The sequence below is a fragment of the Intrasporangium calvum genome, from assembly GCF_028446585.1.
GTDB classification, from domain to species: Bacteria; Actinomycetota; Actinomycetes; order Actinomycetales; family Dermatophilaceae; genus Intrasporangium; species Intrasporangium calvum_A.
On the sequence record NZ_JAPFQL010000003.1, the window covers coordinates 90221 to 107128 of the forward strand.

General features: G+C 72.0%; 15 protein-coding genes. 1 reads left to right on the forward strand and 14 read right to left on the reverse strand.

Annotated features, from left to right (window positions below; all coding sequences use genetic code 11):
- Positions 1 to 7: 7 nt before the first annotated feature.
- The 10 genes from OO014_RS01535 to efp all read right to left on the reverse strand — a co-directional run bounded on the left by OO014_RS01535 (position 8) and on the right by efp (position 11048).
- The gene (locus tag OO014_RS01535; RefSeq protein ID WP_272460466.1) at positions 8 to 913 is read right to left on the reverse strand and encodes a dihydroorotate dehydrogenase; all 906 of its coding nucleotides are present in this window, start codon (positions 911 to 913) and stop codon (positions 8 to 10) included.
- On the reverse strand, positions 913 to 1851 hold the full coding sequence (locus tag OO014_RS01540) for a dihydroorotate dehydrogenase electron transfer subunit (RefSeq protein ID WP_272460467.1): 939 nt from the start codon (positions 1849 to 1851) through the stop codon (positions 913 to 915). Before OO014_RS01540 ends, OO014_RS01535 begins: the two co-directional genes overlap by 1 nt.
- Positions 1848 to 5213: a carbamoyl-phosphate synthase large subunit gene (gene carB, locus OO014_RS01545; RefSeq protein ID WP_272460468.1), complete on the reverse strand. Its 3366-nt coding sequence runs from the start codon at positions 5211 to 5213 to the stop codon at positions 1848 to 1850. The genes OO014_RS01540 and carB overlap by 4 nt, the downstream gene beginning before the upstream one ends.
- Positions 5213 to 6355: a glutamine-hydrolyzing carbamoyl-phosphate synthase small subunit gene (gene carA, locus OO014_RS01550; RefSeq protein ID WP_272460537.1), complete on the reverse strand. Its 1143-nt coding sequence runs from the start codon at positions 6353 to 6355 to the stop codon at positions 5213 to 5215. Before carA ends, carB begins: the two co-directional genes overlap by 1 nt.
- 44 nt (positions 6356 to 6399) lie before the next feature.
- On the reverse strand, positions 6400 to 7707 hold the full coding sequence (locus OO014_RS01555) for a dihydroorotase (protein ID WP_272460469.1): 1308 nt from the start codon (positions 7705 to 7707) through the stop codon (positions 6400 to 6402).
- The gene (locus OO014_RS01560) at positions 7704 to 8753 is read right to left on the reverse strand and encodes an aspartate carbamoyltransferase catalytic subunit (RefSeq protein ID WP_272460470.1); all 1050 of its coding nucleotides are present in this window, start codon (positions 8751 to 8753) and stop codon (positions 7704 to 7706) included. Before OO014_RS01560 ends, OO014_RS01555 begins: the two co-directional genes overlap by 4 nt.
- Entirely contained in the window at positions 8750 to 9340 is a 591-nt protein-coding gene (gene pyrR, locus OO014_RS01565) for a bifunctional pyr operon transcriptional regulator/uracil phosphoribosyltransferase PyrR (RefSeq protein WP_272460471.1), read from the reverse strand. Before pyrR ends, OO014_RS01560 begins: the two co-directional genes overlap by 4 nt.
- A 172-nt stretch (positions 9341 to 9512) precedes the next feature.
- Complete coding sequence (locus tag OO014_RS01570) at positions 9513 to 9968, reverse strand: flavodoxin family protein (RefSeq protein WP_272460472.1); 456 nt, start codon at positions 9966 to 9968, stop codon at positions 9513 to 9515.
- A gap of 86 nt (positions 9969 to 10054) precedes the next feature.
- On the reverse strand, positions 10055 to 10468 hold the full coding sequence (nusB, locus tag OO014_RS01575) for a transcription antitermination factor NusB (RefSeq protein WP_272460473.1): 414 nt from the start codon (positions 10466 to 10468) through the stop codon (positions 10055 to 10057).
- A 16-nt stretch (positions 10469 to 10484) separates the two neighbouring features.
- Entirely contained in the window at positions 10485 to 11048 is a 564-nt protein-coding gene (gene efp, locus OO014_RS01580) for an elongation factor P (protein WP_272460474.1), read from the reverse strand.
- A 219-nt stretch (positions 11049 to 11267) separates the two neighbouring features.
- On the opposite strand from efp, the gene OO014_RS01585 reads away from it, so the two are divergent.
- Complete coding sequence (locus OO014_RS01585; RefSeq protein ID WP_272460475.1) at positions 11268 to 13298, forward strand: HelD family protein; 2031 nt, start codon at positions 11268 to 11270, stop codon at positions 13296 to 13298.
- Positions 13299 to 13314: 16 nt separating this feature from the next.
- Here the strand turns inward: OO014_RS01585 and aroQ are convergent, their stop codons facing one another.
- From aroQ to aroC, 4 genes are all read right to left on the reverse strand, one after another.
- Positions 13315 to 13752 (reverse strand): type II 3-dehydroquinate dehydratase, encoded by a 438-nt coding sequence (gene aroQ, locus OO014_RS01590; RefSeq protein WP_272460476.1) that lies wholly within the window; start codon positions 13750 to 13752, stop codon positions 13315 to 13317.
- A gap of 262 nt (positions 13753 to 14014) precedes the next feature.
- The gene (gene aroB / locus OO014_RS01595; protein WP_272460477.1) at positions 14015 to 15115 is read right to left on the reverse strand and encodes a 3-dehydroquinate synthase; all 1101 of its coding nucleotides are present in this window, start codon (positions 15113 to 15115) and stop codon (positions 14015 to 14017) included.
- Complete coding sequence (locus OO014_RS01600; RefSeq protein WP_272460478.1) at positions 15112 to 15636, reverse strand: shikimate kinase; 525 nt, start codon at positions 15634 to 15636, stop codon at positions 15112 to 15114. The genes aroB and OO014_RS01600 overlap by 4 nt, the downstream gene beginning before the upstream one ends.
- The gene (aroC, locus tag OO014_RS01605) at positions 15630 to 16850 is read right to left on the reverse strand and encodes a chorismate synthase (protein ID WP_272460479.1); all 1221 of its coding nucleotides are present in this window, start codon (positions 16848 to 16850) and stop codon (positions 15630 to 15632) included. Before aroC ends, OO014_RS01600 begins: the two co-directional genes overlap by 7 nt.
- Between the last annotated feature and the right edge of the window lie 58 nt (positions 16851 to 16908).

A 16908-nucleotide genomic window follows, 5' to 3' on the forward strand; every position in this document is an offset into this window, starting at 1 on the left:
GTCGGGGTCATGCTGTGCGGGACCGGCGCGGAGCCGCGAGGTCGTCGATCACGCGAACCGGCGCGCCGGGGTCGGCGAACGTGGCGCTGCCGACCTGGACTGCGGCCGCGCCCACGGAGAGCAGCTCCCGGGCGTCGCCGGCGGAGCGAACGCCACCGGCGCCGATGATGGTGGCCCTCTCCATCCGGCCGGCGATCATCGCTTGGTGGAGGCCGTGGACGGCAAGTGCGGCCTGCGGCCGCGTGGCTGGCCCGGAGACGCGGCCGACGACGGTGGCTCCCTCCCGGCGGCCGGCGTGGACCTGGAGCGCCATCCCCGCAGGACCATGACCGATGGTCAGCGCGTCAGCGCCCGCCTCGACGCAGGCCGCCGCCACCCCCACGAGATCCGGCGCGTCCACGGCGAGCTTGGCCACGACGGCGATGTCGCGCGGCAGCTGCTCGCGCACGCGTCCGACGACCGTGGCCGCCGCCAGCGCATCCTCGTCGAACCGCGAGCCGGCGGTGCTGCCGTTGCCGACGGTGAGGTTGACCTCGAGCGCGATGACGCAACCGAAGGCGTCGCTCGCCCGGAGTCGTTGCGCCACTTCGGCGAACTCGCTGCTGGAGCCGCCTGCGACGGAGAGGATGACGGCCGCCCCGACCGAACCCAGCCACGCGAGCTCGCGGACCGCGACCACAGCCGCGCCGGGGTTGGGCAGGGCGGTGTCCCACACCAGCCCGGCCGGGGTCTCCAGGATCCGGGGCGCGTCGGTGCCGACCTGCGCTGACACCGTCACCGAGGGGGTGACGAAGGCGCCCAGACGGGACAGGTCGAAGAAACGGTTCATTTCTCGACCCCACCCCGCGCAGCCCGAGGCCGTCATGACCGCGTTGCGCAGTCGATGTCCGCGGATGACGACAGTGGGGTCCATCAGTGCCCCCGGCTCGAGCCGGGCGGATCACTGAGCGCGGGCTCCGCCCGGGGCTCGAGGCCCAGCGCCTCCCAGCGCACCCGGTCGCCGCGCAGGACCGGCCCCTCGGTGCAGGCTCGCACCAGGTGCGTCGCACCATCGGGGTCGGCCACCGGAACGGCGCACGTGGTGCACACGCCGATCCCGCAACCGAGGCCGGCCCCGCCTTCGGTCGTGGCCGGGTCGGTGATGGCCACGAGGCTGACGACGCCGAACCGGTCCGCAGCTGCCGCGGTGTCCCTCACCAGCCCGAGGGAGCCCGCCGCGTAGACCACGCCCGTCTCGCCGCCCTCGAGCAGCTGCGGCAGGACGTCCGCCGGCTCGCAGCGCCGGCCGATCGAGCCGTCGAGGGTCGTGACCACGGTCCGATCGCAGCCCCGGCGAGCCTCGACGAGGCCGAGGAGACGGTCCTCGCCGCGGCCGCCCAGAACCATGTAGACGCGGCAGCCACGCGAGCGCAGCAGCTCGGACAGCCACAGCATGGCGCCCCCGGCGGCGCCGTCCGCCACGAGCACGCACGCAACCGGCTCCGCCGGCAGCGGGAAACGGCGCCCCAGCGGCCCGACGACATCGACGTGGTCGTGCGGCCGACGGCGCGCCAGCCAGTCCGTGGCGGGATCCTCCAGGTCGAGGACGACCTCGACCGTCCCACCGTAGGCACCGGTCGGCGTCGCGCGGTGGACGAGCAGGAGTCGTCGCAGCGGCGCCACGCAGCCCTCGTCTCCCACGGTGAGCGCCACCAGCTGCCCCGGCGCCGCAGCCTCGGCGACGGCGGGGGCGACCAGCGTCAGGTGCTGGTAGGCGCCCAGCCGGCGCGTCGCGATGACCTCGCACGACTCCGAGGCGACCCGGGACCTGTGCAGGACCTGGGTCGCCTCGCTGTCGGGGGGCACCGTCACACCGACAGCTCCACCGGCCGCTCGGTCGATCCGGACTCGTCGGGCCCGGCCGTGAAGGGCCCGCCCCGGCCGAGCAGGTCGAGGTCTCGCGCGTGCTCCTGGAGCGACCGGACCCGGATCTCCTCGGTGAGGTGCGACTCGATCCCCAGGACCGCGGCCGCCAGGGTGGCGATCGTCGTGATGATCGGCAGGTCGGCGCTCGTCGTGGCGGCCCGGATCGCGTAGCCGTCGGCGCGGGCGTCCTGGCCGCTCGGCGTGTTGACGACCATCTTGACCGTCCCGTCCTCGATGAGCTCGACGATCGACTTCTCGCCCTCGTGGTCACCGGTCCGCTCGGTGAGCTTGCGGACCAGCGTGGCCTCGATGCCGTTGCGCTTGAGGACGGCAGCCGTCCCGGCGGTGGCGAGGATGGTGAAGCCGAGGTCGACGAGGCGCTTCACCGGGAAGAGCATGGCCCGCTTGTCCCGGTTGGCGACGGACACGAAGATCGCGCCCGACGTCGGCAGTCCGCCGCCGACGGCGAGCTGCGCCTTGGAGAAGGCCGAGCCGAAGTCGCGGTCGATGCCCATGACCTCGCCGGTCGATCGCATCTCGGGTCCGAGGATCGAGTCGACGGCGAGCCCCTCCGGCGTCCGGAACCGCTTGAACGGCAGGACCGCCTCCTTGCACGAGATCGGGGCGTGGTCGGGCAGCCGTCCACCGTCACCGGTGGGCGGCAGGATGCCCTCGGCGCGGAGCTCGGCGATGGTCGCGCCGAGCATGACCCGGGACGCGGCCCGGGCGAGGGCCACCCCGGTGGCCTTGGACACGAACGGCACGGTCCGCGATGCGCGGGGGTTGGCCTCGATGACGTAGAGGATGTCCTGGGCCAGGGCGAACTGGACGTTCATCAGGCCGTGGACGCCGATGCCTTCGGCGAGCTTGCGGGTCGCCACCCGGACCCGCTCGAGCTCGGCGTCCCCGAGGGTCGCGGGCGGCAGGGTGCACGCGCTGTCGCCCGAGTGGATGCCCGCCTCCTCGACGTGCTCCATGATCCCGCCGAGGTAGAGCTCGTCGCCGTCGAAGAGGGCGTCGACGTCGATCTCGATCGCGTCGTCGAGGAACCGGTCGATGAGGATGGGGTGCTCCGGCGAGGCCTCGGTCGCCTTCTCGACGTAGGTGACGAGCGAGTCGTCGTCGTAGACGATGACCATGCCCCGGCCACCGAGGACGTAGGACGGCCGGACCAGCACCGGGTAACCGATCTCGCGGGCGACCGTCAGGGCCTCCTCGGGGCTGAACGCGGTGCCGTGCTTCGGAGCCACCAGCCCGGCCTTGGCGAGCACCTGGCCGAACGCACCACGGTCCTCCGCGAGGTGGATCGCCGCGGGGGACGTGCCGACGATCTGCACCCCCTCGTCCGCGAGCGCCTGGGCCAGCCCCAGTGGGGTCTGGCCACCGAACTGGACGATGACACCCGCGATGGGGCCGGCCTGGGACTCGGCGTGGATGACCTCGAGGACGTCCTCGAGGGTGAGCGGCTCGAAGTAGAGCCGGCTGCTCGTGTCGTAGTCCGTCGAGACGGTCTCCGGGTTGCAGTTGACCATCACGGTGTCGTAGCCGGACTCGCGGAGTGCGAAGGAGGCGTGCACGCAGGAGTAGTCGAACTCGACGCCCTGACCGATCCGGTTGGGGCCCGAGCCGAGGATGATGACGGCCGGCCGCTCGCGGGGGGCCACCTCGGTCTCCTCGTCGTAGGAGGAGTAGTGGTAGGGCGTCGTGGCGGCGAACTCCGCGGCACAGGTGTCGACGGTCTTGTAGACCGGCCGCACACCGAGGGCGTGGCGCACTCCCCTGACCACGGCCTCCGGCATCGCGCGGAGCGCTCCGAGCTGGGCGTCGCTGAAGCCGTGCCGCTTGGCCAGCCGAAGCAGCTCGGGTGTCAGCGTCGGCTCGGCCGCGAGCATGTGGGCGACCTCGTTGATGAGCTGGATCTGGTCGAGGAACCACGGGTCGATGCCGGTCGCCTCGTGGACCTCCTCGACCGTGCAGCCGCCGCGCAGGGCCTGCTGGACGAGGACGATCCGGCCGTCGGTCGGCACCTTCGCCTCCTCGAGGAGACGAAGGGCAGCGGCCCGCGTGACCTCGCCCTTCCAGTGGAAGGTCGCGTCCTTCTTCTCGAGGGAGCGCAGCGCCTTCTGGAGGGCCTCGGTGAAGTTGCGCCCGATCGCCATGGCCTCACCGACCGACTTCATCGTCGTCGTCAGCGTCGGGTCGGCGGCCGGGAACTTCTCGAAGGCGAAGCGCGGCACCTTGACGACGATGTAGTCGAGCGTCGGCTCGAAGCTCGCCGGCGTCTCCTTCGTGATGTCGTTGGGCACCTCGTCGAGCGTGTAGCCGATCGCCATCTTCGCCGCGATCTTCGCGATCGGGAAGCCGGTCGCCTTCGAGGCGAGCGCGCTCGACCGGGAGACGCGCGGGTTCATCTCGATGACGATGATCCGCCCGTCCACGGGGTTGACGGCGAACTGGATGTTGCAGCCGCCCGTCTCGACGCCGACCTCGCGGATGACGGCGATGCCGATGTCGCGCAGCCGCTGGTACTCGCGGTCGGTGAGCGTCAGCGCCGGGGCGACGGTGATCGAGTCGCCCGTGTGCACGCCCATCGGGTCGAGGTTCTCGATCGAGCAGACGACCACGACGTTGTCGCGGTGGTCGCGCATCACCTCGAGCTCGTACTCCTTCCACCCGAGGATGGACTCCTCGAGGAGCACCTCGGTCACCGGCGAGTACTGGAGGCCGGCACCGGCGATGCGGCGCAGGTCGGCCTCGTCGTAGGCGAAGCCGGACCCGAGCCCGCCCATGGTGAAGGAGGGGCGGACGACCACGGGGTAGTTGAGCTCCTCGGCCGCCGCGAGGCACTCGTCCATCGTGTGGCAGATGATGGAGCGGGCGGACTCCGCGCCGCACCGTTCGACGACGCCCTTGAACTTCTCGCGGTCCTCGCCGAGCTGGATCGCCTCGACGTTCGCACCGATGAGGGGGCAGTTGTAGCGCTCGAGGACGCCGTTCTCGTGCAGCGCGATGGCGCAGTTGAGCGCGGTCTGGCCGCCGAGGGTGGCGAGGACGGCGTCCGGCCGCTCCTTGGCGATGATCGCCTCGACCACCTCGGGCGTGATCGGCTCGACGTAGGTGGCGTCGGCGAACTCCGGGTCGGTCATGATCGTCGCGGGGTTGCTGTTGACGAGGACGACGCGGATGCCCTCCTCGCGCAGCACCCGGCAGGCCTGGGTGCCCGAGTAGTCGAACTCGACGGCCTGGCCGATGACGATCGGCCCGGAGCCGATGACGAGGACGCTCTTGATGTCGTCACGCTTGGGCATCAGGCGTCCACTCCCTGGGTCATGTGCGAGGTCTTGTGCTGGGTCATGAGTTCGATGAACCGGTCGAACAGGTAGGCGGCGTCGTGCGGGCCGGCCGCGGCCTCCGGGTGGTACTGCACCGAGTAGGCCGGGACGTCCAGGCACTCGAGCCCTTCCACGACGTCGTCGTTGAGGCAGACGTGCGAGACACGGGCCCGACCGAAAGCGGTGTCGCTGACCGAGTCGAGGGGCGCGTCGACGGCGAAGCCGTGGTTGTGCGCGGTCACCTCGACCTTGCCGGTGGCCCGGTCCATGACCGGCTGGTTGATCCCCCGGTGGCCGTACTTGAGCTTGTAGGTGCCGAAGCCGAGGGCCCGGCCGAGGAGCTGGTTGCCGAAGCAGATCCCGAAGAACGGGACGCGGTCGCCGAGCACCTCGCGGAGCAGGGTGATTTCGTGCTCCGCGGTGGCCGGGTCACCCGGGCCGTTGGAGAAGAAGACGCCGTCGGGTCCGTGTTCCCCCACTGCCTTGATGTCCTCGATGGTGGCGGTGGCGGGCAGGACGTGGACCTCGATGCCGCGCTCGGCCATGAGCTGCGGCGTCATCTCCTTGATCCCGAGGTCGAGGGCCGCGACGGTGAAGCGCTTCTCGCCCTGTGCCGGGACGACGTAGGCCTCGGTGGTCGTGACCTCCTGCGCGAGTGCGGCCCCTTCCATCCGGGGGGCGGCGAGGACGCGCTCGAGGAGCTGGGTCTCGGGCCGGCCGGCCGCTTCGCCGCTGAAGATGCCGACTCGCATGGAGCCTCGCTCGCGCAGGTGGCGGGTGAGGGCCCGGGTGTCGATCTCGCAGATGCCGACGATGCCCTGGTCTCGCAGCTCGTCCTCGAGGCCGCGACGGGCCCGCCAGTTCGAGGAGCGCAGGGCCGGGTCCCGGACGACGAAGCCGGCCGCCCAGATGCGGTGGGACTCGTTGTCCTCGTCATTGAAGCCGGTGTTGCCGATGTGGGGGGCCGTCATGACGATGACCTGGCGGTGATAGCTCGGGTCGGTCAGCGTCTCCTGGTAGCCGGTCATGCCGGTCGAGAAGACGGCCTCGCCGAAGGTCTCGCCCTCGGCTCCGTAGGACAGGCCCCGGAAGGTGCGGCCGTCCTCGAGGACGAGCATCGCGGGCGTGCGGACGAGCCCCGTGGGGCTGGGGGGGTTCAGGGTCACGATGCGCTCTCCATCACGGTCGTGTCGGTGCTGTGGGTGACCGTCCCGCGGTGGATGGTCGTGTGGACGGCGCCCCGGAAGGTGCGCCCGTGCCAGGGGTTGTTGCGCGAGCGGCTGCGGCTGCTCGCTGCGTCGACGGTGACCTCGCGGTCCGGGTCGACCAGGGTGATATTGGCGGGCGAGCCCGGCTCCAGGGCCCGTCCGTGCCCGGTCAGTCCGCCGATGCGGGCCGGTGCCGTCGACATGACGCGGGCCACGTCGGCCCAGTCGAGCAGCCCGGGGCGCACCATGAGGTCGCTGACCACGGCGAGGGCGGTCTCGAGGCCGAGCATCCCGAACGCGGCATCGACGAAGGTGTGCTCCTTGTCCTGCCGGGCATGGGGGGCGTGGTCCGTCGCGACGACGTCGATGGTGCCGTCGGCGAGGGCCGCCCGCAGCGCCTCGACGTCCTCCTGCGGCCGGAGCGGCGGGTTGACCTTGTAGACCGGGTCGTAGCCGGCGAGCAGGTCGGTCGTCAGCGCGAGGTGGTGGGGCGTGACCTCGGCCGTGACGTCGATGCCCTGGGCCTTGGCCCAGCGGACCACCTCGACGGTGCCGGCGGTGGACACGTGCGCGACGTGGATCCGCGAGCCGGTGTGCCGGGCGAGCATGACGTCGCGCGCGACGATCGTCTCCTCGGCGACCGATGGCCACCCGGGCAGCCCCAGCCGCCCGGACAGCTCGCCCTCGTGGCAGCAGGCCGTGGCATCGGCGAGCCGTGGGTCCTGGGCGTGCTGGGAGATGACCCCGCCGAAGGCCTTGACGTATTCCAGCGCGCGCCGCATGAGGCGCGCGTCGTGGACGCACCGCCCGTCGTCGGAGAAGACGCGGACCTGGGCGCGGGAACGGGCCATCAGGCCGAGCTCGGCGAGCTCGGCACCCTCGAGACCCTTGGTCACGGCACCGACGGGCACGACGTCGACGAGGCCGGCTGCCCGGCCGAGGTCGAGCACGCGCTCGGCGGCTTCGGCCGTGTCGGTCACGGGGCTGGTGTTGGCCATCGCGAAGACGGCCGTGTAGCCGCCGACGGCCGCCGCTGCGGACCCTGTCGCGATGGTCTCCGCGTCCTCGCGGCCGGGCTCACGGAGGTGGACGTGCAGGTCGACGAGCCCGGGGAGGGCGACCAGACCATCGGCGTCGATGACCTCGACTCCGGTGCCCTCGGCACCCATGGCGCCGACCTCTCGGATCACACCGTCCTCGACGAGCAGGTCGGCCGGGTCACCGCCGAGGATGCGGGCTCCACGGACGAGCAGGCGGGTCATCGGGCGACTCCTTCGGGCTGCGGTGCGGCCGACGGCAGGGCAGCGACGGCGGGGGTGGTCTCCAGATCCGGGGCGCGGCCTGGCTCACGAGGGGGTGTGTCCGCGTCGTTGCCGGCGAGGAGGTGGTAGAGGACGGCCATCCGCACGGCGACGCCGGCGGAGACCTGGTCGAGCACGACGGACCGGGCGCTGTCGGCCGCCTCGGGGGCGATCTCGAGGCCGCGGTTCATCGGCCCGGGGTGCAGGATGAGGACCTCGGGGTTGCGCGCGACGAGCCGGTCGAGCCGGTCCCGCGTGAGGCCGTAGCCGACCGTGTATTCCCGCGCGGTCGGGAAGTAGCCGCCGCTCATCCGCTCGCGCTGGACCCGCAGCATCATCACGGCGTCGACGGGGTCGTCGCCGCCCAGGACCGCGTCGAGGTCCCACGACGTGGCGAAACCGTCGCTCGCACTCCACGTCGCGATGCCGCTCGGCATCAGGGTCGGCGGCGCGACGACGGTGACACGCGCGCCCAAGGTCTTGAGGGTGATGACGTTGCTCCGGAAGACGCGGGAGTGGGTCAGGTCGCCGACGATGACGACGTGCTTGCCGTCGAGGTCGCCGAGCCGGCTGCGCAGGGTGTAGGCGTCGAGGAGTGCCTGCGTGGGGTGCTCGTGCGTGCCGTCACCGGCGTTGATGACCGAGCACCGCACCCACTGGCTCACCTGCTGGCAGGCGCCGGACGCGTGGTGCCGGATGACGAGCGCGTCCACCGACATCGCGTCGATGGTCATCGCGGTGTCGCGCAGGCTCTCCCCCTTCGAGGTCGACGAACCCTTGGCCGACAGGTTGATCGTGTCGGCGGACATCCACTTGCCGGCGATCTCGAACGACGAGCGCGTGCGCGTCGAGTCCTCGAAGAAGAAGTTGATGACGGTCCGGCCGCGCAGGGTGGGGACCTTCTTGACCTCGCGGCGCTGGAGGTCGTGCATCGACTCGGCGGTGGCGAGGATGTTCTCGACCTCGCTCCGGCTGAGGTCGGCAGAAGAGAGCAGGTGCCTGGTCATCGTCCTTCGCCTCCGCTGATGCGCACGACGTCGAGGCCGTCGAGCTCGGAAACCCGCACGTGGACCCGCTCGTCGCGGGAGGTGGGGAGGTTCTTGCCGACGTGGTCGGCCCGGATCGGCAGCTCGCGATGGCCGCGGTCGACGAGCACCGCGAGGCGGACCGCGCGGGGCCGGCCGAGCTCGGACAGGGCGTCGAGGGCGGCGCGGATCGTCCGGCCGGAGTAGAGCACGTCGTCGACGAGCACGACGATCTTGTCGTCGATGCCCGTCTCGGGGATGCGGGAGCGATGGGCGGCGCGGACCGGCTGGCGGCGCAGGTCGTCGCGGTGGAGCGTGACGTCGAGTTCGCCGACCGGCACGGCGACTCCCTCAACGGCCTCGATGGCCGCGCCGAGCCGCTGGGCGAGCGGGACTCCGCGCGACGGGATGCCGAGGAGCACCAGGTCGGCGGCTCCCTTGTTGCGCTCGAGGATCTCGTGGCCGATGCGGCGCAGGGCCCGGGAGATGTCATCCGCGCTGAGGACGTCTCGGGCGTCCTCGGGGATGGTCGGGTGTGGTGCCGGCGCATTCAGGTCAGGGCAGGTCACAGCCGCTGGACCTCCTTCCCCGCCTCACAGGACGGTGGTTAAAGGATGTCTTCCGGCGGAGAGTCTAACGGGCTGCCGGGGGTGCCCGATGCACCGACTGGCCCGTGGGACGGGACAACCCCCCAGCAGGCCGTATGCCGCTGGGCCCGGTCCCGCCTCGTGAGCGGTTCCTTCACCCCATGAGCGTGGCGGCCAGCGTGCCGCCCAGCTCGAACGCCGCCTCGCGCACCTGCTTGTCGACCGGTCCGACGACGAGCAGGGGCGCGGCGGCCCGGACCCAACCGAGGGCGCCGCTGATCGACTCGATCGCTCGGCGAGCGCCCTCGGTGTCGTTGTTGCCGTGGACCCAGCAGCCGTAGGGCAGGCCCCGCTTGGCCTCGAGGGTCGGGTAGTAGACCGTGTCGAAGAAGTGCTTGAGCGCGCCGCTCATGTAGCCGATGTTGGCGGGTGTGCCGAGCAGCACGCCGTCAGCGGCGAGCAGGTCGCTCGCGGTGGCGGACAGGGCCGGGTGGACATCGACGTCGACTCCCTCGATGCCCTCGGCGCGGGTGCCGGCGAGCACCGCCTCGAGGAGCTCCTGCATCGCGGGCGAGGGGGTGTGGTGGACGACGAGCAGCCGGGCGGTCACGGACCCAACCTAGCCGTGCACCGACCTCCGGACGCACGTGTGCCGACCGCGCGACATTTCGCGCGATCGGCACACAGGTGAGCACGTCAGACGATGGTCGCCTTGACCTCGGCGAGGCGGCCGAGCAGGCCATTGACGAAGCCCGGCGACTCGTCGGTCGACAGCTCGGTCGCGAGGGCTACCGCTTCGGAGATCGCGACGGCGTCGGGGATCTCGTCGTTGAAGAGGACCTCCCACGCGCCGATCCGCAGGATGGCTCGGTCGACAGCCGGCATCCGGTCGAGCGTCCACCCCTGGCTGTAGTCGGTCAGCGCGGCGTCGATGTCGCGCCACCGGGCGACGACGCCGCGCACCAGCGTCGCGGTGTAGGGGTTGTTGCCGGCGCGGCTCTCGGAGTCGCGCAGTCGCTCGTCGAGGAGCGTCTCTGCGTTGACCCGGCGCTGGTCGGCCTCGAAGAGGATGTCGAGCGCCCGGGACCGGGCTTTCGTGCGGGCTGACAAGGAGATCCGTGTCCGATCAGTCGTTGACGCGGCCGAGGTACGACCCGTCGCGGGTGTCGACCTTGACGCGGGTGCCGGCCTCGAGGAAGAGCGGCACCTGGATCTGCGCGCCGGTCTCGAGGGTCGCCGGCTTGGTCCCGCCGGTCGAGCGGTCACCCTGCAGGCCGGGCTCGGTGAAGGTGATCTCGAGGACGACGGACGCCGGGAGCTCGACGTAGAGGGGGGCACCCTCGTGGGTCGCGACGATGGCGTTCTGGTTCTCGAGCAGGTAGTTGGCGGCATCGCCCACGACCGCCTGCGACACGTGGAGCTGGTCGTAGGTGTCGGTGTCCATGAAGACGAAGTCGTCGCCGTCCTTGTAGAGGTACTGCATCGTCCGCTTGTCGACGTTGCTCGTCTCGACCTTGACGCCCGCGTTGAACGTCTTGTCGACGACCTTGCCGGACAGGACGTTCTTGAGCTTGGTGCGCACGAACGCGGGGCCCTTGCCCGGCTTGACGTGCTGGAACTCGACGACGGACCAGAGCTGTCCCTCGAGGTTGAGCACCATGCCGTTCTTCAGGTCGTTGGTCGATGCCATGAGTGAAGTACCACTTTCGTATGCCGCTGGGCTCGCTCGCGCGTGCACGTGCACGCGGGTGCCCCGGACGTTTGCGTCGGATGTCGGAGAGTTGCCGCGCAAGTCTAGCGGCGCACCGGGGCAGGAACGGAATCGCGCGTGCGCGCAGCCGGCTGGGGCGACTAGGCTGGCCCGCCCGTTCCCTGCTCCGTCCGTGTCTGTCCGACGAAAGGCCCGCCCGTGTCCTCCCTCGACATCGAGCTGGCCCGCGAGCAGGCCCACCTCGATCGCGCGCGCGCCGAGCTGGGCCGGATGCGCGAGGCCGCCGAGGCGCTCGACGCCTCCCGGGCGAGCGACGCGGTGTCCGCCGAGGTGCTCTCGCGCGTGCTGGCCCGACGGATCCTGTCGCTGCAGGACGACCCGCGGACGACGCTGTTCTTCGGCCGCATCGACACGGCGCCCAGCCCGGAGCACCGGGAGGGCGAGACGTTCCACATCGGCCGGCGGCACGTCTCGGACGGTGCCGGGGATCCCTTGGTCGTCGACTGGCGGGCGCCGATCTCGGGCGCGTTCTATCGCGCGTCCACCGCCGATCCCATGGGGGTGGTCCGCAGGCGCCGCTTCGGCGTGGACCACGGGCGGCTGACCGCCCTGGAGGACGAGCACCTGGCGGCCGGGTCGAGCGCGGGGCACAGCGCGCTGCTCGCGGCGGAGATCGAGCGGCCCCGCACCGGTCCGATGCGCGACATCGTCTCGACGATCCAGCCCGAGCAGGACGAGATCGTGCGCAGCGACGTCGCCACCACGATCTGTGTGCAGGGCGCCCCTGGGACGGGCAAGACCGCGGTCGGGCTGCACCGGGCCGCCTGGCTGCTCTACTCCTTCCGCGAGCGCCTCGACCGGGCCGGGGTGCTCGTCGTCGGGCCGAACCGGGCCTTCCTCGACCACATCGGCGCGGTGCTGCCCTCGCTCGGCGAGGTGAGGGTCGGCCACGCCACCATCGAGTCGCTCGTGGGGCACCACGCCCGGCACCGGGCTGAGGACGACACTCCTGCCGCAGCCCTCAAGGGGGATCCGCGCCTTGCCGAGGTGCTGCGCCGCGCGGTCTGGGCCTCGGTCCGGCGTGCGACCGAGCCGCTCATCGTGCCCCGCGGCGTGCGCAAGTGGCGCGTGCCCGCCCACGAGGTCCAGGACGTCCTGGACGAGCTGGTGGCTCGCGACGTCCGCTACGAGGCGGCGCGGGCGCTCCTGCCGCACCGGCTCGCCCACCACGTGCTGCTCGCCATGGAGGCGGCCGGCGACGCACCCGACGACCGGGTCCAGGACGCCGTGGCGAAGTCAGCCGCAGTGCGGTCCTACGTCGCGGCCGTGTGGCCGGCCCTGGACCCCACCGCCGTCCTGCACCGGCTGTGGTCGGAACCGGAGGCGCTCGCGGCCGCCGCCGAGGAGCTCACCGCAGGCGAGCAGGCCCTGCTGCTGTGGTCGCGCCCGCCCCGCACCAAGGGCGCTGCACGGTGGAGCCGGGCCGACCTCGTGCTGCTGGACGAGCTGGCCGACCTTCTGTCCCGCACACCGAGCCTCGGCCACGTGATCCTCGACGAGGCCCAGGACCTGTCCCCCATGCAGCTGCGGGCCGTGGGCCGGCGCTGCACGACCGGCTCGGCGACGGTCCTCGGTGACATCGCCCAGGGCACGACGACATGGGCGACCGGCTCCTGGTCGGAGGCCATGTCCCACCTCGGCAAGCCCGGGCACGAGATGGTGGAGCTCGACCGGGGCTTCCGGGTGCCGGGCCGCGTCCTGGATTTCGCGGCCCGCCTGCTCCCCCACATGTCGGAAGGCCTGTCCGCGCCCCGCTCGGTCCGGGACAACCCGGGTGTGCTGACGCTGCTCCCCGTCCCCGAGACCACGGTCGCTGACCAGCTGGCGCGGCTGCTCGCCGACCGCGCTGACGAGCCGGGTTCGACCGGGGTCATCGTGGCCGACGCCGATCTGGACGGCCTGGCGGCTGCACTCGGCGCGCGGGGCCTGTCGCACGGACGGCTGGACGTCGACCACGGCGACGACGCCGACCACCCGATCCAGCTGGTCCCCGCGACCGTGGCCAAGGGGCTCGAGTTCGACCGGGTCGTCGTCGTCGAGCCGGCCGCGATCGCTGCAGCCGAGCCGGACGAGCGGACCGGGCTGCGTCGCCTCTACGTCGTCCTGACGCGCGCCGTGTCGGAGCTGACGGTGCTCCACGCGGAGCCGCTGCCCGGCCCGCTGCAGTGAGCTGCGGGTTCGGACCTCAGACGAGGGCGCGCAGGCCGAGCAGGTAGGACTGGAGCCCGAATCCGGCGATGGTCCCCGTCGCGACCCCGGCGACAACGGACGTGTGCCGGAACTCCTCGCGCGTCGCCGGGTTGGACAGGTGCACCTCGACCAGGGACCGGCCACTGGTCGTCACGATCGCGCAGGCGTCCCGGACGGCGTAGGAGTAGTGCGTGAAGGCTCCCGGGTTGAGGACGACGTCAGCGCCCACGTCGACGGCTTCGTGGAGCCAGTCGATCAGCTCGCCCTCGTGGTTCGTCTGCCGGCAGTCGGCGATGAGGCCGAGGTCGCGGGCCTCGCGCTGCACGGCAGCGTGGATGTCATCGAGGGTGTCGGACCCGTAGACATCGGGCTCGCGGGTCCCGAGCCGGTTGAGGTTGGGGCCCGAGAGGACGTAGACCGTGGGAGCCGTCATGGGCGAAGTCTAGTGAGGGCACGCGTCCGTGAACGGGTCGACGTGGTGACGACGCGTTCCCAGGCTGTCGCCCGCGCCTGCCCGTGGAGCTGCACAGCCGACCCGCGGATCACCCGACCATCCAGGTTGATCCACACGCGGTCGGGGTGGGCCGCGACCACCAACGTCCGCCATCTGCTGCTCCAGCCAGCGGACAAAGGCTCTGAAACGTCGGCGGCGTCACGCGAGACAGGGTTGAAGGTCCCTCGAGTCCCGAGGGGCGTCAGCGGACGGAGACGAGCTCGTACGCTGCTCGGAGCAGTTCCTCCGACGGGCCGGCGAGCCGGGCCGGCTCCGCCAGGCCGTCGAGGACGACGAAGCGCAGGGTCGAGCCGCGGGCCTTCTTGTCGCGGCTCATCGCGGTGAGCAGCGCCTCGAACCGGTCCGGGCGGTAGGTCGTGGGCAGGCCGACGGACTCGAGGACGGCTCGATGCCAAGCCACCAGGTCGTCGCCCTCGGGACCCGTGAGGTGGCCGGTCAACCGGGCCAGCTCGGCGACGTAGACCATTCCGACGCTGATCGCCTCCCCGTGGCGCCAGGAGAACTGCTCGACCTGCTCGATCGCGTGCCCGAACGTGTGGCCGTAGTTGAGGATCTCGCGGACGGCGTTGTCCTTCAGGTCGACCGCCACGACGTCGGCCTTCACCCGGATGGCCCGCTCGATCAGCTCACGCAGTCGCGGGTTGTCCGCGCGCCGAGCCGCCGTGGGGTCCTGTGCCACGAGGTCGAGGATCACCGGGTCGGCGATGAAACCGCACTTGATCACCTCGGCGAGCCCACCGACGAAGTCAGCCTCCGGCAGACTGCGCAGCACGTCGATGTCACAGAGCACACCCACGGGCGGGTGGAAGGCACCGACGAGGTTCTTGCCCTCCTCGGTGTTGATCCCCGTCTTGCCGCCGACCGCAGCGTCGACCATGCCGAGCAAGGTGGTCGGGACCTGGACGACCTGCACGCCCCGGAGCCAGGTCGCGGCGACGAAGCCGGCGAGGTCGGTGACCGTCCCCCCGCCGACGCCGACGATGGCGTCGCTGCGGGTGAACCCCGCTCGTCCGAGGCGGCCCCAGAGTGAGGCGGCGACGGTGGACGTCTTGGCCGACTCCGCGTCGGGCACCTCGGCCGGCTCAGCGGCATACCCCTTGTCGGTGAGCAGCCCGACGACGCGATCGGCGAGGCCCGAGAGCGTCGGGGGGTGCACGACGAGGACGCGCTCGACACCCTCGCGCAAGAGGTCGGCGACCTGCTCCAGCACACCTCCCCCGATGACGACGTCGTAGTCGGATCCCACCGGGATCACCGTTGGCGCGGTGGACGCCCCGGTCATGCCGGGTCTCCGTCGAGAAGGCCCGCGACCTCGGCGGCGACCTCCTCGGGGCTGCGGCCCGCGGTGTCGACGCGGTGGGTCGCCACTCGTTCGTAGGTGCTCCGGCGAGCGTTCATCATGGCGACCCACGATGCTCTGGGGTTGACCGTGAGCAGCGGCCGCGAGCGGTCGAAACCCACCCGCTTGCTCGCGTCGGCGATCCCGACGTCGAGGAAGACGACGAGGTGGCCCTGGAGGGCTGCTTCGGTGCGTGGGTCCATGACCGCGCCGCCGCCGAGCGCCACGACGCCTCGCTCCTCGGCGAGCGCGCGGGCCACCTCGGTTCGCTCCAGCTCGCGGAAGGCCGGCTCGCCGTCGTCGACGAAGATGTCGGAGATCGACTTGCCGACGGCCGCCTCGATGGCGGCGTCGGTGTCGTGCAGGCCCGCGCCGAGCCGCTCCGCGAGCGCGCGACCCACGGTCGACTTGCCCGCGCCCGGGGGGCCGACGAGGACGACGGCCGGACGCTGTGTCGTCACCACGTGCGCAGCCCCTCCGGGATCGCCGCGAGGTAGGCAGCGTGGTTGCGTGCGGTCTCGGGCACCGAGTCGCCGCCGAACTTCTCGAGGCAGGCCTCGGCCAGGACCAGCGCGACCATCGCCTCGGCGACGACGCCCGCCGCCGGCACCGCGCACACGTCGGAACGCTGGTGGATCGCCGTCGCCGGCTCACCGGTCGCCACATCGATCGTCGAGAGCGCCCTGGGCACGGTGCTGATCGGCTTCATCGCGGCGCGCACCCGCAGCGGCTGGCCGGTGGACATGCCGCCCTCGGTGCCGCCGGCCCGACCGGTGCGGCGGCGGATCGTGCCGTCGACGAGGTCCATCTCGTCGTGCGCCTCGGACCCGCGCCGCCGCGCCGTCTCGAAGCCGTCCCCGACCTCGACGCCCTTGATCGCCTGGATGCTCATCAGCGCCGCGGCGAGCCGGGCATCGAGCTTGCGGTCCCAGTGGACGTGCGAGCCGAGCCCCGGCGGCAGGCCGTAGGCGAGCACCTCCACGACCCCGCCCAGAGTGTCGCCGTCCTTGCGCGCCGCGTCGACCTCGGCGACCATCGCGGCCGAGCCGGCCTCGTCGAGCGTCCGCACCGGGTCTGCGTCGAGCCGCTGCACGTCGTCCGGAGTCGGCAGCACGGCGTCGGCTGCGACGGCCGCGGTCCCGATCGACACCGTGTGCGAGACGAGGCGGATGCCGTAGGCCTGCTGGAGGAAGCGCGCGGCGACCTCACCCACGGCGACACGCGCGGCCGTCTCGCGGGCCGAGGCCCGCTCCAGGACGGGCCGGGCATCGTCGTGGCCGTACTTCTGCATCCCGACGAGGTCCGCGTGACCCGGGCGAGGGCGCGTCAGCGGCTTGTTGCGGGCGATCTCCTTCTCGGCGTTGACGTCGTCCGCGGCGGCCAGGTCGTCGGCGCTGACCGGGTCGGGGCTCATCACCGTCGTCCACTTGGGCCACTCGGAGTTGCCGATGCGGATGGCGACCGGAGAGCCGAGGGTGCGGCCGTGGCGCACTCCCCCGAGGAACTCGACCTCGTCCTGCTCGAACTTCATCCGCGCCCCGCGGCCGTAGCCGAGTCGACGCCGGGCCAGGGCTGCCTGCAGGTCCGTCGAGGACACCTCGACCCCTGCCGGAAGACCTTCGATCATGGCCACGAGTGCGGGTCCGTGCGACTCACCCGCGGTCAACCAACGCAACATGCGTCGATCCTCCCACGCAGCCGGCGGGCGCCCGGACGGACGCCCGCCAAGCGGACGA

What these genes read in the sequence shown, in the direction of transcription:
- aroQ (WP_272460476.1), bottom strand. Translation starts at nt 13,752, where the DNA reads ATGACGGCTCCCACGGTCTACGTCCTCTCGGGCCCCAACCTCAACCGG.
- aroB (WP_272460477.1), bottom strand. Translation starts at nt 15,115, where the DNA reads ATGACCGGGGCGTCCACCGCGCCAACGGTGATCCCGGTGGGATCCGAC.
- OO014_RS01535 (WP_272460466.1), bottom strand. Translation starts at nt 913, where the DNA reads ATGGACCCCACTGTCGTCATCCGCGGACATCGACTGCGCAACGCGGTC.
- aroC (WP_272460479.1), bottom strand. Translation starts at nt 16,850, where the DNA reads ATGTTGCGTTGGTTGACCGCGGGTGAGTCGCACGGACCCGCACTCGTG.
- OO014_RS01555 (WP_272460469.1), bottom strand. Translation starts at nt 7,707, where the DNA reads ATGACCCGCCTGCTCGTCCGTGGAGCCCGCATCCTCGGCGGTGACCCG.
- efp (WP_272460474.1), bottom strand. Translation starts at nt 11,048, where the DNA reads ATGGCATCGACCAACGACCTGAAGAACGGCATGGTGCTCAACCTCGAG.
- carA (WP_272460537.1), bottom strand. Translation starts at nt 6,355, where the DNA reads ATGCTCGTCCTCGAGGACGGCCGCACCTTCCGGGGCCTGTCCTACGGA.
- carB (WP_272460468.1), bottom strand. Translation starts at nt 5,213, where the DNA reads ATGCCCAAGCGTGACGACATCAAGAGCGTCCTCGTCATCGGCTCCGGG.
- OO014_RS01560 (WP_272460470.1), bottom strand. Translation starts at nt 8,753, where the DNA reads ATGACCAGGCACCTGCTCTCTTCTGCCGACCTCAGCCGGAGCGAGGTC.